Consider the following 24850-nt stretch of genomic DNA (forward strand, 5'->3'; position numbering starts at 1 on the left):
TGCCATGCGTTATATCTCGACCCGCGGCCAAGCGCCGACCCTGACCTTTGAAGACGCCATGCTGACGGGGCTTGCCTCGGATGGCGGGCTTTACGTGCCGGAGAGCATCCCGACGCTGAGCGCGGCGGAGATCGCCGGGCTTGCGGGGATGAGCTACGAAGAGGCGGCCTTTGTGGTGATGAAGCCGTTCATCGGCGACACCTTTACGGATGCCGAGTTCAAGGAAATCATCAAGAAGGCCTATCAGGGCTTCAAACACGACGCCCGCGCGCCTTTGGTGCAGCTCGGTCCGAACCACTTCCTGCTTGAGCTGTTCCACGGGCCGACCTTGGCGTTCAAGGATTTCGCGATGCAGCTCATTGGCCAGCTGTTCCAGGCTGCGCTTGCGCGCCGGGGCGAACATGTGACCATCGTGGGCGCGACCTCTGGAGACACCGGCTCTGCCGCGATTGAGGCCTTCAAAGGGCTGTCGAATGTCGATGTCTTCATCCTCTTCCCGCATGGCCGGGTGTCGGATGTGCAACGTCGCCAGATGACCACGCCCTCTGAGGCCAACGTCCACGCGCTGGCCGTCGAGGGTGATTTCGACGATTGCCAGGCTGCGCTCAAGGATATGTTTGCCGACATCGAATTTCGCGATCACGTCAAACTGGCGGCTGTGAACTCGATCAACTGGGCACGGGTGCTGGCCCAAGTCGTATATTACTTCACCTCCGCCGTGTCGCTCGGCGCGCCGCATCGCAAGGTGTCCTTCACCGTGCCGACGGGCAACTTCGGCGACATTTTCGCGGGCTATATCGCGAAACGCATGGGCCTGCCGATCGACAAGCTGGTGATCGCGACGAACCAGAACGACATTCTGCACCGCACGATGGAAACCGGCGCCTGCACCAAAGAGGGCGTGGTGCCGTCGATTTCGCCGTCGATGGACATTCAGGTGAGTTCCAACTTTGAACGCGCGCTGTTTGACGTCTATGACCGCGAGGGTGCTGCGATTGCGCAACTGATGGACGAGTTCAAATCGGGTGAGTTCAAAATCTCCCAAGGCGCGATGGATCGTCTGCGCGAGACCTTTGCCTCGGGCCGTGCGTCTGAGGAAGAAACCTCCGCCACCATCACCGACATGCACAAGCGCACCGGCGAAGTGCTCTGTCCGCATACGGCGGTGGCGGTAAAGGTCGCCGAAGAGCACCTGTCCGAAGTGCCGATGATCTCGCTCTCGACGGCGCATCCGGCAAAATTCCCGGCGGCTGTCGAGGCCGCTTGCGGCATCCACCCGGCGCTGCCCGAACATATGGCCGATCTGTTCGACCGCGACGAGCGGTTTACGGTGGTGCCGAACGACCTAGATGGTCTCAAAACCCTGATCAAGGAGCGTCTTGCTTGAGCCCACGTATCCACACTCTGTCCAACGGTTTTCGGATCGTCACCGAACTTCAACCCTCGATGCAAAGCGCGTCGATTGGGGTTTGGGTGCTGGCGGGCGGACGCCATGAGCGGATCGAACAGAACGGCATCGCGCATTTCCTCGAACATATGGCGTTCAAGGGCACGAAACGCCGCACGCCTCTGGAGATTGCCGAAGTTCTTGAAAACGTTGGCGGGTATCTCAACGCCTATACGACGCGGGAAACCACGGCCTATTACGCACGCGTGTTGAAAGACGACGTCTCTCTGGCACTCGATGTGATTGGCGACATCGTGTTGAACCCGATCTTCGATCCGCATGAGCTGGAGGTCGAGCGCGGCGTGATCCTGTCGGAAATCGGTCAGGCTTTGGACACGCCCGACGACGTGATTTTCGACTGGCTGCAAGAGGCGACCTACCCGAAACAGGCCCTTGGCCGGACGATTTTGGGCCCCGCCGAACGGGTGCGGAATTTCAGCCGCGACGATCTCGCGGGCTTTGTCGACGAGCACTATAGCCCCGAACGCATGGTGCTTTCGGCGGCGGGCAATATCGACCACGACCGTATCGTCGCCGAGGCCGAAGAGATATTTGGCGGTCTCAAACCGCATGGTCGCGATTACGCGGATCCGGCGCGGTTTGAGGGCGGTGAATATCGCAAGGTCAAGAAGCTCGAACAGGCGCATTTCACGCTGGCTTTCGAAGGCCCTGCCTATCGCGACGAAGACATCTACATCGCCCAGACCGCGACCACCGCCTTGGGCGGGGGCATGTCCTCGCGGCTCTTTCAGGAACTGCGCGAACGGCGCGGGCTTTGCTATACGATCTACGCCCAATCCGGCGCCTATTCCGACACCGGGCTGACCACGATCTATGCGGGGACTTCGGGCGATCAGGTCGCGGAACTGGCCGAGGTCACGATTGACGAGATGAAGCGTGCGGCGTCTGAAATGACCATGGTCGAGGTCGACCGGGCGCGGGCGCAAATCAAGGCGGGGCTGTTGATGGGGCTGGAAAGCCCGTCGTCGCGCTCCGAACGCAACGCGCGGATGCTGGGCATCTGGGGGCGCATTCCGGCGCTCGAGGAAACCGTGGAACGGATCGACGCGGTGACGCTTGAGAATGTGCGCGAGTTTCTGGTGAAAACCGGCATGGGCAAGGCGTCGATGGCGCTGTACGGCCCGGTCAAAGCCGCGCCGGAGCTGGATAAATTGCGCGAAAGGTTCGCCGCCTGATGCTGTCGCGACGACCGAAGGTGCGGATCGAGACGGAGCGCATGACGCTCCGTCTGCCTCAGCATTCGGACTATCGCGCCTGGGCCTCCCTGCGTCAGGAAAGCATGGAATTCTTGCAGCCCTGGGAACCGACCTGGTCGTCGGACCACCTGACGCGCAAGGCATTCACCAACCGTGTGATCTGGGCGGAGCGCAGCTATCGCAGCGACAGCGGCCTGCCAGTCTTTTTGGTTCGCCGTGACGACGATGTGCTCTTGGGCGCCTTGACGCTCGACAATATCCGCCGCGGCCCTGCGCAGGCGGGCACCATCGGCTATTGGATCGGCGCGCGCCACGCGCGTCAGGGCTATATGAAAGAGGCCATCGCCGCCGTCACCCATCACGCCTTTGCCCGCATGCGCCTGAGCCGGATTGAGGCCGCGTGCCTGCCGGAAAACGCGGCGTCGCGTGGGGCGCTGGAAAAGGCCGGGTTCAAATACGAAGGCGTGGCGCAGGCCTATCTTCAGATCAACGGCCGTTGGCGCAACCATGTGCTTTATTCCGCGCTGCACCCGGATCGGCGTGGGCCGACCACGATAGGGCAGGCTTGACCCCATCGCGGCGTACACGGTTCTGTGATGAGGACCACGGGGGATTCGGGCCTACCCTCATCCCGATGTGATCGGGAGACTTGCATGCAGAAAATATCTGGGTGGCCTCTTTTTCTCAGCCTCGCTGTTTCTATCGCGTCCACGGCTGCCATGGCCCAGGAGGCCGAGCGTATCCCGAGCCATTGTCGCTCACTTGCGGGGGACACGGCACCCGAGAGGCTGTGGCAAGCCTCTGTCGGCGCACCCGTCCCCGACGATGCCGTACGTATTCATTTCATCGACCATGCGATGTTTGCCATCGAGGCGGGCGACGTGTCTGTGGTCACCGATTACAACGGCTATATCGGCGACACGCTCTGGGCGCCCGATGTTGTGACGATGAATCAGGCCCATTCCAGCCATTACACCAACAACGTCCACGGCGATGTCGCGCATATTCTCGAGGGCTGGGGGGCCTATGGCGAAGGCGCAGAGCATGATCTCGATCTGGGTGCCATGCGCGTCCGCAATGTGCCGACCGATATTCGCCTTGGAAATGGTAATGGCACGCGTGAGGGCGGTGCGCGTGAACCCAATGGCAATTCGATCTTCATCTTCGAGGCGGGGGGCCTGTGCATCGGCCATCTGGGCCATTTGCATCATGAGCCGACCGAGGAACAATATGCCGCCATCGGGCGTCTCGACGTGGTCATGGCGCCGGTTGACGGTGGCTATACCGTGCCACGAGAGGTGATGATGCGCATCGTCGAACGGTTTCGCTCCTCCATCGTCATTCCGATGCATTATTTTTCGCGCTATGGTTTGAACGATTTCCTGTCGGGGATGGGCGACGACTTTGCTGTGGTAGAACCCCACGGCTCCGAGTTGTTGGTCTCGCTCGACCGTTTGCCGGGGCAACCGACGATCATGGTGTTGGAGCCTCAGTTTCTTTCCGATTGAGACCTGGGGGGGCAGGGGCTACATCTGGGGCAAAGGAGCCTCACATGACCCAGCCTGCGACGCCCGATTTTCTTGAAGCGCTTGAAAAGGCCTTGCCGCCCGGCACCCTGCGCGCGCGCCGTGACGGCGAGTTGGAAGACCCGCGGGGGCGTTACCATGGTCAGGCGGCAGTGATCGTTTGTCCGGCGACGGTCGAAGAGGTCTCGACCATCGTGCAGGCCTGTTACGAGGCCTCGGTCGGCATCGTGCCCTTGGGCGGCGGCACCGGATTGGTGCTGGGTCAGATCGCCTATGACGGCCCCGCGCCGGTCATCCTCTCATTGGAAAAAATGACCAAAATCCGCGCGGTCTATCCGCAGGAAAACGTCATCGTTGCGGAAGCCGGTGCGATCCTCGCCGACATCCAATCCGCAGCCTCTGAGGCCGGGCGCCTGTTTCCTCTCTCTCTGGGGGCCGAAGGCACCTGTCGCATCGGCGGCAACCTGTCGACCAATGCGGGCGGGCTCAATGTGCTGCGCTACGGCAATGCGCGTGAGCTATGTCTGGGCATCGAAGCGGTCCTGCCCGACGGGCAGATTTTCCACGGCCTCAAACGCCTGCGCAAGGACAACACTGGCTATGACATTCGCAACCTGTTGATCGGGGCGGAAGGCACGCTGGGCGTGATCACGGCGGCCAGCCTGCGCCTCTTCCCGCAGCCGGAACACGAGGCCGCCGCGATCCTCATCGTGCCGTCCCCCGCCGCCGCCCTCGAGCTTTTGAACATGGCGCAGGGCATCGCGGGGGAGGGTATTTCGGCCTTTGAACTGATCTCCGGCATGGGGCTGGATTTCCTTGCCGAGACGGTTCCCGATATTCGCCAGCCTTTCGCGGCCCACCCCGAGTGGTGCGTGCTGATTGATCTCGGCGTGTCGGGCACCTCCGACCCGGAAGCCATGCTCGCCACTCTGTTTGAGCGCGGCTTTGAAGCGGGACTGGTCAGCGATGGGGTCATCGCGCAAAGCGAGGCGCAGCGGCAAGACTTCTGGACCCTGCGCGAGACGATCCCCGAAGGCAACAAACGCATCGGTTCGATCTCGTCGCATGACATTTCCATCCCGCTGTCGCGGATCGCCGACTTCATCCCCGAGGGCATCGCGCGGCTGTCGCAACTGGGCGATGTGCGGGTGAATGCCTTTGGCCATCTGGGCGACGGCAACCTGCATTACAACGTCTTCCCGGCGAAGGGGCGTGATCGCTCCGAGTATGAAAACATCCGCTTTGAGGTAAAGCGCGTGGTGCATGATCTTGTCGCGGAGTATGACGGATCGTTCAGCGCGGAACACGGCGTCGGACGGCTCAAGGCCGAAGACCTGGAGCACTATGGCGATCCGGGGAAACTCTCCGCGATGCGGGCGATCAAGGCGGCGCTCGACCCCAAGGGCATCATGAATCCGGGCGCGGTTTTGCGGCTGCCGCCGGCCTGAAGCGATCCGGTTTGTGACAGCCGGAAGTCAACCGATATGCCGGTTGGGTTAAGGTTAATCTCATTAAGGTTCACGCGTTGGAAGGCAACGCGGCTTTTCCTCTGTCGAAAGACTCTCGTGACGCGGCAGGGAAGTGAAAAGCGCCCTGATCGGGGGGGCGATCAGGGCGCGAAATGTGATTGCTCACATGTGGTGCAAACAGCGTCTCGGCTCCGCGAGACATGCACAGATTTACGAGCGAGTCGTTACCAAAGCGTTCACGATGCACAGGGGGTTTGCAAAAATTTGCATCATAGCCCCTCAAATTCACAAAGCGTATGAATTCCATAGCCCAGATCAGCCAGCCGCTTGTGCCCACCCAGCTCCGGCAGGTCGATGATAAACGCACAGCCCACGATCTCGCCACCCAGCCGCTCGACCAGCTTGATCCCGGCTTCCGCCGTGCCGCCGGTGGCCAAAAGATCGTCGACCACTAGGATTTTCTCGCCGGGCTGGATCGCATCGTCATGTACCTCGACCACGGCCTCACCATATTCGAGTTTGTACTCTTCGGAGATCACAGCGCCGGGCAGTTTTCCCTTTTTGCGAATCGGAACGAAGCCGATCGAGAGCTGATGCGCGATGGCGCCGCCGATGATAAACCCGCGTGCCTCAAGTCCCACCACCTTGTCGATTTGCATACCCACATAGGGATCGAGCAACTGGTCAATCGCAAGCCGCATGCCACGCGGGTCGGCAAACAAGGTGGTGACATCGCGAAACAGGATGCCTTCATGTGGGAAATCGACGATGGTGCGGATGTAATCCTTGACGGTTTTCATGGTGTGTCCTTTGGCTGAGGCGGTGAGATCAGGCACGGCGAAGCGTGGCGGTCAGGGCGCCCATGCCCAAAAGCGCCACACCGCCCGCGCGGGTCATGTTGCGCATCACACGCGGGCGCTGGATGCGTTTGCGCATGAGATTGGCAAGAAGCGCATAGGCCAGCGCATTGACCGTGGCGAGGCCCACGAAGGTGGCAATGAGCAGGGTGAATTGCGGTGCAAGCGGCGCGCCGGGCGTGAGGAACTGCGGCACGAAGGCGATGAAAAAGCCGATGGATTTCGGGTTCAGCGCGGTGACAGCGCTCGCGTGAAGAAACACCTGCCTTGAGCTGACATGCCCCATCTGTTCGACCGTCCCCAGAGACGCCTGCGGTGCGGATTTCAACATTTTGAAGCCAAGATAGAACAGATAAACGGCCCCCGCCCATTTGATCACGGTAAAGGCCGTGGCCGACGCCATCACCAAAGCGCCAAGGCCCAGAAGCGAGGCACTCATGGCAATGAAATCCCCAAGTGCGACACCCAAAGCCGTGGCCACGGCGACACGTTTGCCTTGGGTGAGCGCATAGGAGAGCACCAAGAGGATCGTCGGTCCGGGGATCATCAAAAGCGCGGTGGAGGCGGCGACGAAGGCCAGCCAAAGCTCAAAGGGCATATGTTATCCTCCCAACACCCGCCCCGCGACGGTCGCAAGTTTTTCGACCACCTCGGGATCGCGTTTGTCCGGCGCGGTCATGATTGCATACTCCAGCGCCCGGTCGCAGCCATGCTCACAGGGGGCATAGACGCCCCCCAAAAGCCCCGGAAGCGCCGCGACGAGGGATTTCGCATGTGTGGTGTTGGCCTTGAGCGTCTTGATGATGTCGGTGATCTGCACCGCGCCATGATCCGGGTGCCAGCTGTCGTAATCGGTAACCATGGCGATGGAGGCGTAGCAAATTTCCGCCTCGCGGGCGAGTTTCGCCTCCGGCATATTGGTCATGCCGATCACATCGCAGCCCCAGCTCTCGCGATACATTTTGCTCTCAGAGATCGAAGAAAACTGCGGGCCCTCCATGGCCAGATAGGTGCCGCCCTTATGAACCGTCACCCCCGTCGCACGCGCCGCCTCATAGGCAATCCCCGAAAGCCGTTCACACACCGGATGCGCCACCGAGACATGCGCAACACAGCCGGTGCCGAAGAAGGATTTTTCCCGCGCAAAGGTGCGGTCGATGAACTGATCGACGATGACGAAATCGCCCGGCGCCATCTCTTCGCGGAAAGACCCCACGGCGGAGACGGAAAACAGGTCCGTGACCCCCATCTGTTTCATCGCGTCGATGTTGGCGCGGTAATTGACGGTCGAGGGCGAATGCACATGCCCGCGCCCGTGACGGGGCAGGAAAACCATTTTGACACCGCCCAACGTGCCGGTCAGAAGCGCGTCAGAGGGATCGCCCCACGGCGTTTCAACCGTTTGCCACGCGGCATCCTCCAGCCCGTCGATCTCATAGACACCGGAGCCGCCCATCACGCCGATCACACGCTGTTTCTCTGTCATATCCGCCTCTTGCATCGTCTGTTCGGCCCAACCTTGCGGCGCTGCAATGCGGCGCGCAAGGGGCAATTGGGAAAAGTTGCGGAAGACAAGGCTCAGGAGATGTGCGACAGGAGGCGCGGGTGTGCTTGCCAAAGTGGGGGTGTCCGCCGTAGAACGCTGCGCGTCCGAACACGCCGGGGGTGAGATGCGGATCGAATTCGACACGGGGCCGTTGCAAGGCGGAAGCCTGTTCCAAAAGCCGAAAGAGACGGTCTTCGCCCATACCCCGGGCGAGGTCGCGGGGGCGTTCGCGCGGCTTGAGGCAGCTTTGGCGGAAGGCTTCTGGATCGCGGGCGCGTTTTCCTATGAGCTGGGCTATTGTTTCGAGCCGCGGCTTTTGCCCTTGTTGCCCGAGACGCGCGATGTGCCTTTGCTGGAAGTTGGGATTTACGAGGCGCCTGAGCCTCTCCCCGTCCGCGAGAGTTTGAATAAAGGCTCCACGGACAAGCAGCCCCTCTGGGACACAACGCGCTATGCGGAGGCCTTTGACGCCGTGGCGCGTTACATTCGGGCGGGGGACATCTATCAAGCGAACCTGACCTTTCCGCTGGCGCTCACCTCCGATCTCACACCGCGCGCGCTTTATGACCGGCTCAAGGCCCGCCAGCCGGTGGGTTCCGGCGCCCTGATCGAAAGGCCGGACGGATCGGCGGTCCTGTCGCGCTCACCCGAGCTGTTCTACGAGACCGACGGGGCGGGCGGTATCACCGTGCGCCCGATGAAAGGCACCGTGCCGCGTGGTGCAACGCCTGAGGAAGATGCCGCATCGAAAGACTGGTTGGCCGCGTCTGAGAAAAATCAGGCCGAGAACCTTATGATCGTCGATCTCCTGCGCAATGATCTGTCGCGGGTTTCCGAGGTGGGATCGGTCAAAGTGCCCAAACTGTTCGAGATTGAAAGCTACGCCACCGTGCATCAGATGACCTCGACCGTGACCGCGCGGTTGTTGCCCGAGATTGGCCTCTATGATCGTTTTCGCGCATTGTTTCCTTGTGGCTCTGTCACCGGCGCGCCGAAGATTCGCGCGATGCAGATCATTCACGAATTGGAGGCCGGGCCACGCGGGCATTATTGCGGCTCCATCGGCTGGGCCGCGCCGGACGGGCGGTCGTCTTTCAACGTCGCGATCCGAACCTTGGAAATGGCGGAAGGCCGCGCACGGCTGCATGTGGGTGGTGGTGTGGTCTATGACAGCGAGGCGCAGTCGGAATATGACGAGGCGCTGTTGAAATCCCGTTTTGCCGATTTGGAGCCTCTGCTATGAGCGACGTCGTGAGCGATCCGTTCCGCATCATCGAGACCTTTGGCTATGTGCCGGGGCAGGGCATGACGCGGGGGGCACGGCACCTCGCGCGGATGGCGCGCACGGCGACGAAGTTGGACGTGCCGTTCGATCCGTTGGAGGCTGAGCGCCTCACAGCCGCGTTTCACGCCGAGACCCCGCGCCGGATGCGCATGACGCTGGAGCTTGAGGGTGCGTTGGAGCTGCAAGACGCGCCGCTTGTCCCCTCAAAACCTGTCTTCCGCGTGCAGTTGCATGAGACCCGCCTTGACCCTGCGGACCCGTGGCTCGCGGTCAAAACGACGGAGCGCAGCCTCTACGATGAAGCCCGCGCCGCCTTGCCCGAGGGCATCGACGAGGCGGTGTTTCTCAACACGAGCGGAGAGCTGTGCGAAGGTACGATCACCAATGTGTTTTTGGAGCGGGACGGCGAGATGCTGACCCCCGCCTTGTCCTCTGGCCTCCTGCCCGGAGTGCTGCGCGAAGCAATGCTGGACGAGGGGCGCGCCCGCGAGGCCGTGTTGACCGAAGCGGACCTGCGCGCGGCGGCGCGTCTCTGGGTCGGCAACTCGCTCCGGGGCCTCATTCCTGCGCAATTGGTCGATTGAAGCGCCAAATCTGTTGCGATCAAGTCACGAGGGCCAGAGGCGCGGGGTCTGCCTTTGCGCTCATGCGACAATCGCGCTAAGAGGGGCCAAACGCATTTCCTGACATCTGGGAGCCTCCCGTGATCCAATCCGCACTCGCGTCCTTCGCGAAGAACCTGTCTATTTCCGGAACCACATCGACCAAGCTGACGCCTGCGCAGGCGAAAACCGATGTGCTTTCGGGCCTCACCGTCGCGCTGGCGCTGGTGCCCGAAGCCGTGGCTTTTGCATTCGTTGCCCATGTGCACCCGCTCGTGGGGCTTTACGCTGCTTTCATTATGGGGCTGGTGACCGCCGTCTTTGGCGGGCGTCCCGGGATGATTTCTGGCGCGACCGGGGCCATCGCCGTGGTCTTCGTGGCGCTGGTGGTCGATCATGGTGTCGAATATCTTTTCGCCACTGTGGTCCTTATGGGCATCTTGCAAATCCTTGCGGGGATTTTTCGCCTCGGCAAGTTCATCCGCCTCGTGCCGCATCCGGTGATGTTGGGTTTTGTGAACGGGCTGGCGATCGTCATTTTCCTTGCCCAGCTCACCCAGTTCAAAGTGCCCGGCACTGACAGCTATATGACCGGCATGCCGCTCATCATCATGCTCGGGCTTGTCGGCCTGACCATGGCCGTGGTGCATTTCCTGCCGAAGGTGACCAATATCATCCCGGCGCCACTGGCGGGCATTCTGATCACTGCCGTGGTGGTGATCGCCTTTGGCATCGACGTGCCGCGTGTGGGCGATATGGCGCAGATCAAGGGCGGTTTGCCGGCCTTCCACATCCCGTCCGTGCCGATGTTCGAGAGCATGGAGAGCTTCCTTGCCACGATGAAAATCATCCTGCCCTATGCGCTGATCGGCGCGGCCGTGGGCCTGATTGAGAGCCTTCTGACGCTCAACCTCGTGGGGGAAATCAAAGGCGAACGCGGTGGTGTCTCGCAAGAATGTCTGGCGCAGGGCGCGGGCAATGTGCTCTCCGGTTTCTTCGGCTCGATGGGCGGCTGCGCCATGATCGGGCAGTCGATGATCAACGTGAAATCCGGCGGGCGCACGCGCCTTGCGGGCATCACGGCAGCGCTGTTCCTTTTGCTCTTCATCGTGGTGGCCTCGCCGCTCATTGAACAAATCCCGCTGGCCGCTCTGGTGGGCGTGATGTTTATGGTGGTGATCGGCACGTTTGCCTGGAACTCCTTCAACGTGATGCGCAAAGTGCCCCGTGTGGATGCCTTCGTCATCGTGCTCGTCACCGTCGTGACCGTGCTCGAAGACCTCGCGGTCGCCGTGGTCGTGGGTGTCATCGTCTCCGCACTGGCCTATGCCTGGCAGAACGCATCCCGCATCCATGCCAAGACCTACGAGAGCCCCGAGGGCGCCAAGGTCTATCAAATTCAGGGCCCGCTGTTCTTTGGCTCCGCCGAGGGCTTTTCGGAGCTCTTTGACCCGGCCAACGATCCCTCCATGGTGATCGTCGATTTCGCCGACAGCCGCGTTGCCGACCAATCTGCGCTCAACGCGATCGAAAGCCTCGCTGCGAAATACGAAGCGCTGGGCAAGGAAATCCAACTGCGCCACCTGAGCCGCGATTGTCACCGGCTTTTGTCCAACGCCGGTCACCTGATGGTCGATAGCGATGACGACCCGGATTACCAGATCGCCACGGACTATGTCGTGCGCACGGGTGTGTTGGGCGGCGGGCACTGAGCCCTCGCCAAGGTTGAGATCGAAAAGGCCTCCCTGTCGCAGGGAGGCCTTTTTATATATCCCATGCGATTTCGAGGCGCATTGGCATGCCTTTGGGCCGTGGCCTACGTGAGCTGTACAAAGACGGATTGCTGTAGCATCTGCGCTGGCGCCTGAGAGTCCATGAAGGCGATGTCATAGGCATCTCGCCCCACCGCAATCACCGCCATATCATCGGGGGTGCACATGCCCGTCGCGTCAACGAGGGTCCATTGACCGCCCAGCCAAACTTCCGCCACGGCGTGAAAATCCTGTGGGACGACATTGGGGCTATAGACCGCCACCATCCGCGCCGGGATTTGCGCGGCGCGAACCATGGAACACATCAAATGCGCGTAGTCTCGACAGACACCTTGCCGTCCGGCAAAGGTTTCCAGGACATTGGTGTCGGCGTCGGAACTGCCGGGGACATAGGAGAGATTGTTCTCGATCCAGTCCCGGATGGCGGCCACTTTCGCCCCGCCTTGCACGCCACCAAAACGTTTCCCTACAAAGCTGACAAATTTATCGGACTGACAATATCGCGAGGGGCGCAGATAGGGCACAACCTCCCCCGGGATCATATGTAAAGGCGCCGCATCGAGGTCCTCGATTCCATTGTGCGGACGGGTGATGTTCACCAACGCGCTGTAATTCAAAATCATTTCGGTTCCGGGCACTTGCGCAAACACCCGTTCGCCGACGCCCGAGTCCCCCGTGATCCGGCTCACGGTGGCATCTCCGACCAAAAGGCTTTCGTATTCGATCGTCTGGCCGTCAACTTTGGCCGCTTCAAGCGCCAAAAACACGGTGTTCGGGTTCGGAAACCGGTAGGTCATTGCGACGTCGATCTGAATGCGCATGGGCTCTCCATAGGGGATGACGGGGTGGGGCCCTTTATGGGCAATCATGGCTTTCGCCGGGGCGTGAGATGAGGGGCGTGTTTGTCAGGCACAGTTTTGTCAGGCACGGTTTTGTTGGGCGCAGTGTCTTATAAATCATTAAACGGTCCTGCTGCGAAAGAGTTCCCTCTCGCCCTCAATCCCCGTCAATCGTTCGGACGCGTCAGCTCGAACACCTCTGTGACCTCAGCGTAATCGCGATAGCCCAAGCGCGACAGCATGCGCGCCTTCACCACATCGAACCGCCCGTCGACGATCAGGTCGGGGCGGATGTGGATGCCGATGACTTCGCCGAAGACCACGTGATTGTCTTTGCCCGCGAGTTGGACGATCTGGGTCATCTTGCATTCCAAGGAGGCTGGCGCATCTTCGACCCGCGAACAGGCAATCTCGCGACAGGGGGCGCGCAGAGCGCCGGATTGGGTGAACTCGTCTTCCTCGAACTCAAACGCCGCGGAGGAGGCATTCATCACCGCGATCTGGTCGGCGCCCACGAGATTGACGCAAAACTCGCCGGTCTCACGCAGGTTGCGCAGCGTGTCTTTCGAGCCGATCGAGGCAAACATCACCTGCGGCGGCACATAGGCGACCGCGTTGAAAAAGGAGTAGGGCGCAAGGTTTTCATGTCCTGAGCTTGACCGCGTCGAGATCCAACCAATGGGTCGCGGCGACACGATGGCGTTGAACGGGTTGTGGGGCAGGCTGTGACCATCGCTGGGGCGGTAATACATCTTGGTGTGTCCTTTTCTTCGCGTTGCTCACCATTTAGGGCTGTGATAGCAGAAATCCGAGCCAAATCCGCGCGCAAAATCTGTGCGCTGAGAAAGGGATACGCGTGTATCGGATCGAGACAGAAACGCCGGACGATCTTTGGGAGGTCGAAGCCCTCTACGACACCTGTTTTGCGCCGGGGCGCGAGCTTTTGTCGTCCTATCGTCTGCGCGATGGAGTCGAAAAGGTCACGGATCTCTGTCTTCTGGCGCGTGACGAACATGGCGTTCTGGCCGCCGCGATCCGCTATTGGCCCATTCGCATCGGCGCGGGCGAGCATCGCGCCTTGCTTTTGGGCCCCATCGCCGTGCACCACACCCGTCAGGGCGAGGGCTTGGGGGGCTTGTTGATGAATGAGTCGATGGCAGAGGCCGTGCGGCTTGGTTGGGAGCGGGTGATGTTGGTGGGCGATGCCCCCTATTATTCCCGTTTCGGATTTGAAAAACTCGACCCCGTCGAAATGCCGCCGCCGACCAACCCAGATCGGGTTTTGGGCGTGGCTCTGCGTCCCGGCGCCTGGGACGGGGTCGAGGGGCTTGTCCACAAGGACGACTGACCCCATCTCTAGGGCATGGAAAAATTACCGACCCTCACCGATGGCGCACATGCCGTGTTGCAAGCCCCCACACCGGAGGCGATCCGTGCGCTGGCGCGGCGTCTGAAACGTGCGAACCATCCCGGCATGCAGCTTTTGAACATCGTGGGCGGCACGGCGGACGGGCTGTTCGGCAAGTTGCCCGACAAGATCAGAGGTCAGCTTGAGGGCGCGACGCTTTCCGCGCTTGAACTGGCGTTTGACGGTGCGGCACGCGGACGGCGTTCGGTCAAAGGCAGCACTTGGATGTCGCGGGCGGTGACCTCGGGGCTGGGCGCCGTGGGCGGTGTTGGCGGGCTGCCGACCGCTTTGGCGGAATTGCCGGTCACCACGACCGTACTGCTCCACGCGATCCAGGGCGTCGCCGAAGATCACGGCTTTGATCCCTCCCGCGACGATGTGCGCAAGGCCTGTATTCAGGTTTTCGCCGCCGCCGGACCTCTGGAGGATGACGATGGCGCCGATCTTGGGTTTCTTGCGGCCCGCACCACGCTGACGGGGGCCACGCTGAACGGGATTATCGCCAAGGTCGCGCCGCGTCTCTCGGTGGTTTTGGGGCAAAAACTGGCGGCGCAGACCGTTCCGGTTCTGGGCGCCGTGGCAGGCGCGGCGACGAATTACGCCTATACCGCCTATTATCAGGACATGGCGCATGTGAGTTTCGGCATGCTCCGCATGGCCGAGGACAGCGATCTGTCGTTCGAAGAGTTGAAAGAGATGTTGCGTCTCGAAATGGCGCGCTGAGGCGGTTCTCCCCGAGGCGTTAACCTTAATCAGATTAACCTTAACGCGAGAGAAGACAGAGCCTGCTGATCGTGGTGCGCGGAGCGCCACAGGATCAGAGCATGAACCCCTGTTTGACCAGATAGGCCGTCAATTCTCCGCGCACGGATTGCGCCCCGGCGTCTGCCGCCTGATCAATCACACTGGCCACCTCATCGAGGTCCAGACGCCGCAACATCGCCTTCACCGGGCCGATCGAGGCCGGGCGCATCGACAGGGTGCGCACCCCCATCGCGGCCAGAGCCACCGCCTCCAAAGGCCGCCCGGCATCTTCGCCACAAAAGGACACCGGCGTGTCGAATTGGTCGCAGCGCGCGACGATCTGGCGGATGAAGCTCAGGAAGGAATAATTCAGCGTGTCATAGCGCCGACGCACCCGCTCGTTTTCCCGGTCAGCGGCGAAAAAGAACTGTTTGAGGTCGTTGCCACCGATGGAAATGAAATCGGTCTGTTGGAAAAACAGATCGGGGGCGAAGGCCAGAGAGGGCGTTTCCAACATCGCGCCCACTTCAACGGAAGACGGCGGCACGTAGCCCAGCTTTTGCTCGGACTCGAGCACATCGTCCAAAATGCCCCGTGCCTGACGGTATTCGTCGAACTGCGCCACGAAAGGGAACATGATCGTCAACGGACGACCCGAGGCGGCGCGGATGAGCGCCTGAAGCTGCATCCGCATCACGCCGCGTTTATCAAGCCCCACACGGATCGCGCGCCAGCCCATCGCAGGGTTCGGTTCGTCCTGCGGCTTCATATAGGGCAACACTTTGTCGGAGCCGATGTCGAGGGTGCGGAACACCACGCGTTTGCCGCGCGCCGCGTCCATGACGCGGGCGTAGAGCGTCGCCAACTCGCCCCGACGCGGCACCTTGTTGCGGATCAGGAACTGCAATTCGGTGCGGAACAGGCCCACGCCCTCGGCGCCCGAGGAGGCCAGAGAGGGCAGATCCGCCATCAGACCGGCGTTCATATGCATGTTGATATGTCGACCACAGAGCGTCTCGGCAGGCAGGCCCACCAGGCCGGCGTAGCGTTTCTGCGCTTCGGCCTGCATCGCGATCTTGTCGCGGAAGGCGGCGGCGACGGATTCTTCGGGCCGCAAATGCACCAGGCCCTGATCGCCATCGACCAGAATGGCGTTGCCGTTCAGCGCCTCGGTGGTGATGCCCTCGGCGTGGATCACCAGAGGGATCGCCCAGGCGCGGGCCACAACGGCGGCATGCGATCCGACAGAGCCTTGCTCCAACACGATGCCTTTCAAATCCTTGCCATAGTCCAGCAACTCGCCGGGGCCGATGTTGCGGGCGACGAGGATTGGATTTTCGGGCATCTCCGCGCCAGTTTCGTTGCCTTGGCCGGTGAGAATGCGCAGCAGTCGGTTCGACAGGTCATCGAGATCGTGCAGGCGCTCGCGCATGTAGGGGTCGGGGACTTGCGCCAGTCGCGTGCGCGCCGCGCCCTGTTCTTTCTCAACGGCGGCCTCTGCCGACAGACCCCGGTCGATGTCCTCTTCCATCCGGCGCATCCAGCCGCGGGAATTGGCGAACATCCGGTAGGCTTCGAGCACCTCGCGCTGGTCTTTCTCGCCGGGTTCGACGGCGGCCAACATGCTGTCGACCGAGATGCGCAGCTCATCGACGGCCTTGCGCAGCCGATCTTTTTCCGCCTCCGGGTCATCGGCCACCGGGTTGGTGACCACGACGCGTGGCTCATGCAGGTAGACATTGCCTTCGGCGACGCCCTCTTGCCCTGTCGCGCCCCGGAACATGACCGGATGCTGGTGCAGGGCGGCCATGCCACCTTCGTCGCCGATAAAGGCGCCCAGTTCGGTCATCTCGGCCAGAACCATGGCGACCACTTCGAGGGCGTAGACTTCGTCTTCGGTAAAGGCGCGGGCCTCTTTCGATTGCACGACCAGAACGCCGAGGATTTCACCGAGGCGTTGGATCGGAAGACCCAGGAAGCTCGAAAACAATTCCTCGCCGGTCTCGGGCATGTAGCGGAAGCCCCGCTCAGAGGGCGCATCGGCGGCGTTGACCATGATCCGGCTGCGCGCGACCCGGCCCACGAGGCCCTCGCCGATACGCATCCGGGTCTTGTGCACGGCTTCGGATTTGAGACCTTCGGTGGCGCAAAGCTCAAGCGTGTCGGCGTCGCGGAAGAGGTAGATCGAACAGACCTCGGTCTGCATGCTGTCGGCGATCAGATGGGTGATGCGGTCGAGACGTGCCTGACCGGCACTGTCCTCGGCCAGCGTGTCCCTGAGCCGGCCCAAAAGCTTCCGGCTTTCGCTTTCCAGATTATTCACCATGTCCCCGTCGGTCTTGTTCTGCGCCCGTTATGGCGTCAAATTCCTTAGAGCACAGATGTGGCTTTTGCCCAGAAAAATCAACCGCGCGACGGCGGCTCGGCCAAAATTTGCGTGTAAAAAGTGCAGAAAAATCCGCAACTTGTGGATGCAGGTGCAGAAAATGCGTGCTGCGACTGCGCATTATGCCTGGTTTTTGCCAATCCGCCCGGGATGTGTGATCACAAAATATTCTGGAGATTTGAGGCCATACCCAAGCGCGCGGTCAAAGCCGGCATGGGCGATCCACAAGAGACCCAGAGCCGTGGCGAGCGGGGCGTGGGTCAGCCATCCGAAAAGCGCGACAAGCGCGCCACTGGCGTAGAGATGCATAGGTTATAGGCCACGGCGCCGACACGCGGGCCCATCGCGTCGCCTGCGAAGGACAGGTCCGGCGCGAAGAACACAAGCACCATGGCCCATAGGGGCAGGGGGCGCGCATGGTTCAGAGCATGATGAGGCAGATCACGAAAATCAATGCGGCCTCAACGCGTTGCCAAAGGATCATTCGATATCCTTCTTTGCTCAAAAGAAAGCCCCCGCAGAATGCGGGGGCTATGTCTTGCGATGAGGCGAGGCTCAGGCGGCGTTCAACTCGAAGGCATCGTGCAGCGCCTGAACGGCAAGCTCGGTGTATTTGCGGTCGACCAGAACGGAGATCTTGATCTCTGAGGTGGCGATGACCTTGATGTTGATGCCTTCATCAGAGAGCACTTTGAACATCTTCGCGGCGACGCCGGATTGCGAGCGCATGCCGATGCCCACGAGCGAGATTTTCGCCACATCCGTGTCGGAGATCAGCTCGCCAAAGTTGAAATCCCCGCGCTCCTGTGCCGCGTCCAGGGCCGCTTTGGCGCGGTTCACCTGATCGACGGGGCAGGAGAAGGTCATATCGGTGCGACCCTCTTCGGAAATGTTCTGAATGATCATGTCGACATTGACGCCCGCTTCGGCCAACGGACCGAAAATGGCGGCGGCGATGCCGGGGCGGTCTGCGACCGACACGAGGGTCATTTTGGCTTCTTCGCGGGAGGCGGCAATGCCCGAGACAGGTTTGTTTTCCACGATATCCTCCTCGGCACAGATCAAGGTGCCGGCATTGGGGTCATATTCCTCGAAAGACGACAGGACGCGCAGGCGCACGCCATAGCGCATCGCCAGCTCGACCGACCGGGTCTGAAGCACTTTCGCACCGAGAGACGCCAGTTCCAACATCTCTTCGAAGGCGATTTTTTCGAGCTTCTTGGCTTTGCTCTCGATCCGCGGGTCGGTGGTGTAGACCCCGTCCACGTCGGTGTAGATGTCACAGCGCTCGGCCTCAAAGGCGGCGGCAAAGGCGACGGCGGTGGTGTCCGATCCGCCCCGGCCCAGCGTGGTGATGCGGCCCTCGGGCGAAATGCCCTGGAACCCCGCCACGACGGCGACCTTCATGCCTTCGCCGAATTTGGCGAGGATGTTGTCGGTCGGGATCTCTTCGATCCGGGCTGCACCATGCGCGGAGTTGGTCTTGAGCGGCACTTGCCAGCCCTGCCAGCTGCGCGCGGGCACCTCCATTTCCTGCAACGTCAGTGCCATGAGGCCTGCGGTCACGTTCTCGCCCGAGGAGACGACGGCGTCATATTCGCGCGCGTCATACATCGGAGAGGTCTCGTTCACGTAGCCCACGAGCTTGTTGGTCTCGCCAGACATGGCAGAGACCACGACGATCACGTCGTAGCCATTGGCAACCTCGCGGCCGACGCGTTTCGCGGCGCGTTTGATCTTGTCGAGCGTGGCGACGGATGTGCCGCCGAATTTCATCACGAGAATGGGCATCTCTGGCCTTATCCCCCGTCGTCAGAGTGGTCACGGTTCTCTAAGTGGCTTGGGAGCCAAGCGCAAGAGTGGCGCGTGCGCCCGGTGTATATTTTGCTGAGTATTTTTACAGCAAAGGAGACTTAAAGCGTCCGACCTTTAACTTGAGGCATCAGATAAGGGTCGGGCGCCTGCCACGTACAGATGTTGCACTGCGTTCGACCAAAAGCTGTGAGCGAGGTTTTGGGTCGAACGCTTTAATAGGCGTGCGGATGCCCGTCCCAGGTCAGGAAACAGCCAGTGGAGGTCGGCGACAGTTCGGCAAAACGATCCGCCAATCCTGTGGCCGCCATGGTCGCCGTGATCTCGGCAGAGGCGCCGCCCATATCGGTCTGGACCCAGCCGGGGTGATAGATGCCAACCGAAATACCGTCCGATTTGAGATCGGTGGCAAGGTTCCGGCCCAAGTTCAACGCGGCGGCTTTCGAGGCGCGGTAGATGTAGGAGCCGCCGGGCGCGCGGGTATGGGATGCCATCTGCGAGGAGATGATCGCGATCTTACCACGCGCCGCGCGCAAGGCCGGGAGAAAGGCCTGTACGGTCAGGAAGACGCCGGTCACATTGACGGCGAATTCTTCGACCCACATCTCGGCGGGGTAGTCGGTGTCAAGGGATTGCCCCTTGTCGAGGTAAAGCCCGGCGTTGCAGACCAACAGGTCCAGCGGGTGGTCTTTCAAGTCTTTGGCAAGCGCCGCGACGCTCTGCGGGTCTTTGACGTCGAGCGGCAAAAGGTCCTCTGTGCCGCGGGTCGAGGTGCCGGTGACCTCATAGCCGCGGGTGCCGAGTTCGGATTTCAGAGCCGCGCCAATGCCGCGCGAGGCGCCGGTGATGAGAGCCGTGTCCATGTCGTCAGCCTTTGTCGGGGAGGGTCAGTTCAGTTTGCGTTTCGGCGTGAAGGGCAGCGGCAAGACTGGCACGCCCTCTTCCAAAAGCGCCTTGGCGTCGTCCAGTTTCGCCTCGCCGTAGATCGCCCGCGCGGGGGCCTCGCCGTCATGAATTTTGCGCGCTTCCGTGGCGAATTCGAGGCCGACGTAATCGGAATTGGCCTCTACCTCGGCGCGCAGATTGGCGACGGCCTGTTCGACGTCTTGCGCTGTGGGGCGCGGCGGCTCCATCGGTGTGGTCAGCGTCGCTTTGGGCGCAGAGGCGGCGGGGACCTCGGGTTCGGGGGCAAGGCTTTCGGCCTTGCGCGCCGTGCTGACACGCGGGGCCATCATGGCTTTGAACACCTTAGAGGAACCGCAGGTCGGACAGCTCAACTGACCGTTTTCGCAAAGCGTCTCAAAGGCTTCGGCGGAGCGAAACCAGCTTTCGAATTGGTGCTCTTCGGAGCATTTGAGCATGTAGCGGATCATGACCGGCGCGTTTCCCAAGATCAGACCTTTAGAATAGGCCTTGTCCGGGGGCTTTGCAATGCGGCGGCTCTCAGAGGCGATAGAGGCGCGGGTTGAAATGGCGGATGATCTGGGCCAGCTCCGGTTCATCCACAAGGCTTGCGGCCTTTTTGGCAGAGACCCATTTGCGTTTGCGTTCGTTGGCTTCCGGGTAGCGGTCAAAGACCCAGCGCGCCTTGAGCGGAAAGACCGCAACGACGCAGGGCATCGGCAATTCGCCATCGCGCGGATATTTGAGATAGGAATAGAGCCCGATGCAGATGGGCGCTGGACGGCCCTTGATCCCGGCCTCTTCCCAAGCTTCTGTGGCGGCGGCTTGCACCGGCGTTTGCCCATCCATCGGCCAGCCTTTCGGGATGATCCAGCGTTTGCGGCGCCGCGATTTGATCAGAAGGATTTGCAACTTGTCCTTACGCCAGCGCCAGATCAGCGCGCCGAACTGGGTGCGTACGCCGTTCTTGCCGCCTGGCCCGAGTTTTACCGGATGTTGTCTTGGGCGTATCAATGACACCTGCTCTTCCCTCAATGTCCGATTGCGGCGGGTCCTCCTCCAGAGCGTGGAAAAAACACGCTGGCCCCCGGTTTGTCGCATCAGAGTAACAGAAGAACTATCAAAGCCCTGTGACGGCTGGAAAGAAAAATCGTTTCAGGCGCGGTTTCTCGGCGGAAATCGCGGGGGGCGCGTCATTTCAATGCTTGTAATTTGGGCAAATCGGCCAAGGCGCTCCAAAACGCCTCCTGCCGAAGCTGGCTTTCGCGCAGCGGGATGAGCGCGGCATGGGCCTGTTCGGTCATCGCTTTGGCGCGTTTCGGGTCCGACATCAGCGTGCTTGCGGCCTCCGCCAGAGTGACGGCATCGGAGAGGTCCATCGCACCGCCTGCGCGGTCAAGCGCATCATAGGCGGCGACATGGTTGGAGACATGCGGGCCATGTAGGATCGCGGTGTCGAATTGCACGGGCTCATAGGGCGTGTGCCCGCCGTGATCTGTCAGAGAGCCCCCAACGAAAGTGATCCCGGCAAGGCGATACCAAAGCGCCATTTCGCCCAGCGTGTCGGCAAGGTAGATCGGCGCGCTTTCGGGGGCGTCACCTTTGGAGCGACGCGCAAAGCTGAGGCCTGCGCGGGTCAGTTCCGTCGCGATGGTCTCGGCGCGCGACGGGTGGCGCGGCGCGAGGATCAGGCGCGCGTCGGGGTGGGTCTGTTGCAGGCGGTGAAACGCCTCAAAGATTGGACGCTCTTCGCCCGCATGGGTCGAGGCCGCGAGCATGGTTTTGTCACGACGAAAGGTCTTTTGCAGGGCTTTCAACTCCGCTCCGGGTGCGGCGGTCAGTTCGACCGTGCTTTTCAGATTCATCCGCGGCAGAAGCGCATTTACGGGCAGGCCCAGTTGCAGCAAGCGTTGTTCGGAGGCGGTGTCTTGCGCCGCGAGTTTGGTGATCGCGCCGATGGTCTGGCGGATGGTGCCTCCGAGCAGAACGCCCATCTGCCCCCAGCGTTGCGCCGTGCGCTCCGACATACGGGCGCCTGCGACGACGACGGGGATGTCGTGGCGCGCGAGCGTGACAAAGCGGTTGGGCCAAATCTCATTTTCCAGCGAAACCAAGGCGCAAGGGCGGGTGGCGGTCAGAAACCGTCTGAGCACCGGGCGCAAATCCATCGGTGCGAGCCGGGTTGTGACGCGGGGCAGGGCCCAATCCGAGACCATTTTGCGCGCGCTCACCGTGTTCACGGTGACCAGGATGTCGAGGCCGGGAGCGCGGCGCAGCGCCTCTTCGATCAGCCCGCGCGCGGCGGTCAGTTCGCCATTGGAGGCACCGTGAATCCACAGCAGCGGTGTTTTGGTGATGGGGGACGTTTTGAGACCCGCGCCGAAACGTTCCGCCAGATCGGACAGGGTTTCCCGACCGCGCAGCACTTGCCGCAGCAGCATAAGCGCAAAGAGCGGGCTCAGCAGGGTCAGGAGGACACGGTAGAGAAACAAGTCAGCTGTCCGATCAATCAAAATTGCACATTCGCTTACGCGGTGAGGCCCTGTCTTGGCAAGAGGGGAGGGCGGATCAAGTGGGGGGAGTAATTTAGAATTGATCTAAGTCATAGCTCGTTTTTAGAGGGATTCTAAGTTGGTTGGCGACGCGCGACACATTGATTGCATCCATGATGCGAGGGAGAGATTTATGACACTTCTACCGCGTTTCGCCCTGTTGACCAGCGCCGCCATTCTGGGCGCCGCAGGGGCTTCGGCCAACGAGCTTCGGGACTATGCGCTCGACTTCTTCAAGCCATTGCCATCGACCGTGCCTGCTGTGGCGGACAATCCGATCACGGCGGATAAAATCGATCTGGGCAAGGCGTTGTTCTTTGATCCGCGGCTGTCGGCCTCTGGTGTGTTTTCCTGCTATTCCTGCCACAATCTGACCACGGGCGGGGACGACAATATGGAGACCTCCGTCGGCCATGGCTGGCAAAAAGGCCCGCGCAATTCGCCGACCGTGCTGAACGCCGTCTTCAACGAGGCGCAGTTCTGGGACGGGCGTGCGGCGGATTTGAAGGCGCAGGCGAAGGGACCGATTCAGGCCGGGGTCGAAATGGCCAACACGCCGGAGAACGTCGTCGCGACCCTGTCGTCGATGGGGCAATATGTCGAATGGTTCGAAGCATCCTTCCCTGACGAGGCCGAGCCTGTCACATTCGACAATATGGCCAAGGCAATCGAGGCCTTCGAGGCGACGCTTTTGACGCCCGCGCCGTTTGATTCCTGGCTCAATGGCGATGACAATGCGCTGTCCGCCGAAGAACTGGCCGGGCTTGAGCTGTTCATGGACAAGGGCTGTGTCGCCTGCCACGCCGGTGTGAACGTCGGCGGCGAGGGCTATTATCCCTTTGGCCTGATCGAAAAACCCGGCTCGGACATTCTGCCCGAAGGCGACCGGGGACGCTTTGCGGTGACCGAGACGGTGGACGACGAATATGTCTTCCGCGCCGGGCCGCTGCGCAACATCGCGCTGACTGCGCCCTATTTCCATTCCGGCAAGGTCTGGGATCTGAAAGTGGCGGTGCAGATCATGGCGGAAAGCCAGTTGGGCGAAGAGTTGACCGAGGATGAAGCCAGCCAGATCGTGGCCTTCCTTGGGTCGCTCACGGGAACGGTGCCGGAGATCACAACGCCGGTCTTGCCCGCAGAGACCGCGACGACGCCGCGCCCGACGGCTGAGGTGGTGCCGAACTGAGGGCTGTGTGGCCCCGGCACTTGGAATGACGAAAGCCCTCGCGTTGGAGCGGGGGCTTTCACGTTTCTGAGCTCAGATGTCACTGGGTTCCGGGGTGTTGCGGGCCATGAAAGCCTGCATCAGGGTCATGCCGATCCGATCCACCAGCTCGGAAAGATGATGATCGCCAAGATGCTGATAATAGGTGCAAACAGAGAGCAGCCGCTCGATCACTTCGGCCTCATGTGCCGTCAGATGCGGATGACTGTGTTGTTGGGCGTTGTCCGGGGCATGTGCAGAGTTGCTGACCAAAGCCATGCGAACGTCCGCCGACAACGTCAGACAGGGCTGGCCCGGGGGCAGGGCGATCAACAGTCGCCGTCTCTGACGTAGGAAGGGGTCTGACATCGCATTAAACTCATGATCGACCGCGAGGCGCGGAGAGGGGGGGGGGACGTGGGAGGGAACGCTCAGGGCGTCAATACTTCGAGGATATGCGCGCGCAATTGATGAGGTTTGGCGGCCAGAAAGGCAAAGGCCGATGCGCTAGGCGTATATCGCAAGAGATCAAGTACACTGTCCGGGCCGGCTTTGAAAGCGATCAAGGACGAGCCGTCTTCTGGTGGGATGCGGCGATGGACGGAGATGGCACTTTGCACCAACTCGCTGGTCTCGGGGTCGCATTCGACGACGACAAGTTTGAAACGTTCGGTTTCGAAATGCGCGCTGAGTTCGTCGGAGGTGGTTGCAACTCTTGGGTTGAGATTGGCCGTGGCGGAGCGCGCCAGACTCTTTTCCTCTGAGACCACAGTGAACAGGAGAAGGTCGTGCTGAGAAAGTTGCATACGGCTGTCATCCTTCTGGGGGGATTCATGCGCAAGATCGCCTCTTTCGGCGTGGCGCTCGGCGCTGGGCATGGGGCTTCCGCCCATGTTTGCAGGAATGGTCTGTGCCTGCATGAGTTTGGATGCGGATCGACACGTCAGAGGACGTGGGAAAGGCACGTGCTTGTTTGGTGCGCCACATAGTTTGGGCAGGGAAGCCGTCAGCATGGTCTTTGGTCTCGCGACAATCTGTGTTCGGTCGCTCTTATGACGTAGATTTGACCGGTTGATCAGAGACAAAGCGTTTCAGGTGGTTGCATATCGTTGTTACGATTCAAAGCGCTTGCGTAACAAGGTGTAACCTGCATCGCGTTTGGTTTTGGGCGAAGTTACAGAAGTAAACGTTTTTTCCCATTTTTTTGGGGGACATTTCCCTTTTACCGTGCGTGAAACATGTTACCGTTTCGCGGTTTGAGGGGATTGAGGCCCGAGGAGG

Annotated in this window: 24 protein-coding genes and 1 pseudogene; 11 read left to right on the forward strand and 14 right to left on the reverse strand. The window is 61.2% G+C overall.

The window, feature by feature from the left end; all coding sequences use genetic code 11:
* Nucleotides 1-4 precede the first annotated feature (4 nt).
* The 5 genes from thrC to HCZ23_RS14650 all read left to right on the forward strand — a co-directional run bounded on the left by thrC (nucleotide 5) and on the right by HCZ23_RS14650 (nucleotide 5638).
* On the forward strand, nucleotides 5-1387 hold the full coding sequence (gene thrC, locus HCZ23_RS14630) for a threonine synthase (protein ID WP_167602481.1): 1383 nt from the start codon (nucleotides 5-7) through the stop codon (nucleotides 1385-1387).
* Nucleotides 1384-2643, forward strand: a complete 1260-nt coding sequence (locus tag HCZ23_RS14635; RefSeq protein WP_167602482.1) for a pitrilysin family protein — start codon at nucleotides 1384-1386, stop codon at nucleotides 2641-2643. The genes thrC and HCZ23_RS14635 overlap by 4 nt, the downstream gene beginning before the upstream one ends.
* Nucleotides 2643-3233, forward strand: a complete 591-nt coding sequence (locus HCZ23_RS14640; protein WP_167602483.1) for a GNAT family N-acetyltransferase — start codon at nucleotides 2643-2645, stop codon at nucleotides 3231-3233. Before HCZ23_RS14635 ends, HCZ23_RS14640 begins: the two co-directional genes overlap by 1 nt.
* Nucleotides 3234-3383: 150 nt before the next feature.
* A complete protein-coding gene (locus tag HCZ23_RS14645) occupies nucleotides 3384-4172 on the forward strand; it encodes an MBL fold metallo-hydrolase (protein WP_167602484.1) in 789 nt (262 codons plus the stop codon).
* Nucleotides 4173-4216: 44 nt separating this feature from the next.
* On the forward strand, nucleotides 4217-5638 hold the full coding sequence (locus HCZ23_RS14650; RefSeq protein ID WP_167602485.1) for an FAD-binding oxidoreductase: 1422 nt from the start codon (nucleotides 4217-4219) through the stop codon (nucleotides 5636-5638).
* A 290-nt stretch (nucleotides 5639-5928) separates the two neighbouring features.
* Here the strand turns inward: HCZ23_RS14650 and HCZ23_RS14655 are convergent, their stop codons facing one another.
* From HCZ23_RS14655 to HCZ23_RS14665, 3 genes are read right to left on the reverse strand one after another with little or no spacing between them, the layout of a single operon-like run.
* Complete coding sequence (locus HCZ23_RS14655) at nucleotides 5929-6459, reverse strand: adenine phosphoribosyltransferase (protein WP_167602486.1); 531 nt, start codon at nucleotides 6457-6459, stop codon at nucleotides 5929-5931.
* 28 nt (nucleotides 6460-6487) lie between these two features.
* Nucleotides 6488-7114, reverse strand: a complete 627-nt coding sequence (locus HCZ23_RS14660) for a LysE family translocator (RefSeq protein WP_167602487.1) — start codon at nucleotides 7112-7114, stop codon at nucleotides 6488-6490.
* Between the two features lie 3 nt (nucleotides 7115-7117).
* Nucleotides 7118-8002: an S-methyl-5'-thioadenosine phosphorylase gene (locus HCZ23_RS14665; protein WP_167602488.1), complete on the reverse strand. Its 885-nt coding sequence runs from the start codon at nucleotides 8000-8002 to the stop codon at nucleotides 7118-7120.
* Nucleotides 8003-8123: 121 nt separating this feature from the next.
* Between HCZ23_RS14665 and HCZ23_RS14670 the strand changes: the two genes are divergently transcribed.
* The 3 genes from HCZ23_RS14670 to HCZ23_RS14680 all read left to right on the forward strand — a co-directional run bounded on the left by HCZ23_RS14670 (nucleotide 8124) and on the right by HCZ23_RS14680 (nucleotide 11661).
* A complete protein-coding gene (locus tag HCZ23_RS14670) occupies nucleotides 8124-9305 on the forward strand; it encodes an aminodeoxychorismate synthase component I (protein WP_368487358.1) in 1182 nt (393 codons plus the stop codon).
* Nucleotides 9302-9931, forward strand: coding sequence for an aminotransferase class IV family protein (locus HCZ23_RS14675; RefSeq protein WP_167602489.1), 630 nt, complete (start codon nucleotides 9302-9304; stop codon nucleotides 9929-9931). The genes HCZ23_RS14670 and HCZ23_RS14675 overlap by 4 nt, the downstream gene beginning before the upstream one ends.
* A gap of 119 nt (nucleotides 9932-10050) precedes the next feature.
* Nucleotides 10051-11661, forward strand: coding sequence for a SulP family inorganic anion transporter (locus HCZ23_RS14680; RefSeq protein WP_167602490.1), 1611 nt, complete (start codon nucleotides 10051-10053; stop codon nucleotides 11659-11661).
* Nucleotides 11662-11765: 104 nt separating this feature from the next.
* Here the strand turns inward: HCZ23_RS14680 and HCZ23_RS14685 are convergent, their stop codons facing one another.
* Nucleotides 11766-12542: a transglutaminase family protein gene (locus HCZ23_RS14685; RefSeq protein ID WP_167602491.1), complete on the reverse strand. Its 777-nt coding sequence runs from the start codon at nucleotides 12540-12542 to the stop codon at nucleotides 11766-11768.
* A 185-nt stretch (nucleotides 12543-12727) separates the two neighbouring features.
* Entirely contained in the window at nucleotides 12728-13312 is a 585-nt protein-coding gene (locus HCZ23_RS14690) for a flavin reductase family protein (RefSeq protein ID WP_167602492.1), read from the reverse strand.
* Between the two features lie 104 nt (nucleotides 13313-13416).
* Between HCZ23_RS14690 and HCZ23_RS14695 the strand changes: the two genes are divergently transcribed.
* Entirely contained in the window at nucleotides 13417-13908 is a 492-nt protein-coding gene (locus tag HCZ23_RS14695) for a GNAT family N-acetyltransferase (protein WP_167602493.1), read from the forward strand.
* Nucleotides 13909-13923: 15 nt separating this feature from the next.
* Nucleotides 13924-14691: an EcsC family protein gene (locus HCZ23_RS14700; protein ID WP_167602494.1), complete on the forward strand. Its 768-nt coding sequence runs from the start codon at nucleotides 13924-13926 to the stop codon at nucleotides 14689-14691.
* Between the two features lie 94 nt (nucleotides 14692-14785).
* On the opposite strand, the gene ptsP is transcribed toward HCZ23_RS14700, so the two are convergent.
* The 7 genes and pseudogenes from ptsP to HCZ23_RS14735 form a co-directional block, all read right to left on the reverse strand.
* A complete protein-coding gene (gene ptsP / locus HCZ23_RS14705) occupies nucleotides 14786-17038 on the reverse strand; it encodes a phosphoenolpyruvate--protein phosphotransferase (RefSeq protein ID WP_167602495.1) in 2253 nt (750 codons plus the stop codon).
* 180 nt (nucleotides 17039-17218) lie between these two features.
* Nucleotides 17219-17490: pseudogene (locus HCZ23_RS18150) on the reverse strand (DUF4260 family protein).
* Between the two features lie 163 nt (nucleotides 17491-17653).
* Entirely contained in the window at nucleotides 17654-18889 is a 1236-nt protein-coding gene (locus HCZ23_RS14715; RefSeq protein ID WP_167602496.1) for an aspartate kinase, read from the reverse strand.
* A 236-nt stretch (nucleotides 18890-19125) separates the two neighbouring features.
* Nucleotides 19126-19773, reverse strand: a complete 648-nt coding sequence (locus tag HCZ23_RS14720; RefSeq protein WP_167602497.1) for an SDR family NAD(P)-dependent oxidoreductase — start codon at nucleotides 19771-19773, stop codon at nucleotides 19126-19128.
* A 24-nt stretch (nucleotides 19774-19797) separates the two neighbouring features.
* Nucleotides 19798-20283, reverse strand: a complete 486-nt coding sequence (locus tag HCZ23_RS14725; RefSeq protein WP_167602498.1) for a DUF1178 family protein — start codon at nucleotides 20281-20283, stop codon at nucleotides 19798-19800.
* A 70-nt stretch (nucleotides 20284-20353) separates the two neighbouring features.
* A complete protein-coding gene (locus HCZ23_RS14730) occupies nucleotides 20354-20833 on the reverse strand; it encodes an NUDIX hydrolase (protein ID WP_167602499.1) in 480 nt (159 codons plus the stop codon).
* Nucleotides 20834-21006: 173 nt separating this feature from the next.
* Nucleotides 21007-22305 (reverse strand): 3-deoxy-D-manno-octulosonic acid transferase, encoded by a 1299-nt coding sequence (locus HCZ23_RS14735; RefSeq protein ID WP_167602500.1) that lies wholly within the window; start codon nucleotides 22303-22305, stop codon nucleotides 21007-21009.
* 193 nt (nucleotides 22306-22498) lie between these two features.
* Between HCZ23_RS14735 and HCZ23_RS14740 the strand changes: the two genes are divergently transcribed.
* Entirely contained in the window at nucleotides 22499-23551 is a 1053-nt protein-coding gene (locus HCZ23_RS14740; protein ID WP_167602501.1) for a cytochrome-c peroxidase, read from the forward strand.
* Between the two features lie 72 nt (nucleotides 23552-23623).
* Here HCZ23_RS14740 and HCZ23_RS14745 read toward each other — a convergent pair whose 3' ends face one another.
* Nucleotides 23624-23848: a hypothetical protein gene (locus HCZ23_RS14745; RefSeq protein ID WP_167602502.1), complete on the reverse strand. Its 225-nt coding sequence runs from the start codon at nucleotides 23846-23848 to the stop codon at nucleotides 23624-23626.
* Between the two features lie 152 nt (nucleotides 23849-24000).
* Nucleotides 24001-24582 (reverse strand): hypothetical protein, encoded by a 582-nt coding sequence (locus HCZ23_RS14750; RefSeq protein WP_167602503.1) that lies wholly within the window; start codon nucleotides 24580-24582, stop codon nucleotides 24001-24003.
* Nucleotides 24583-24850 lie beyond the last annotated feature (268 nt).

Source organism: Celeribacter sp. HF31 (assembly GCF_011806455.1).
Classification (GTDB): Bacteria; Pseudomonadota; Alphaproteobacteria; order Rhodobacterales; family Rhodobacteraceae; genus Celeribacter.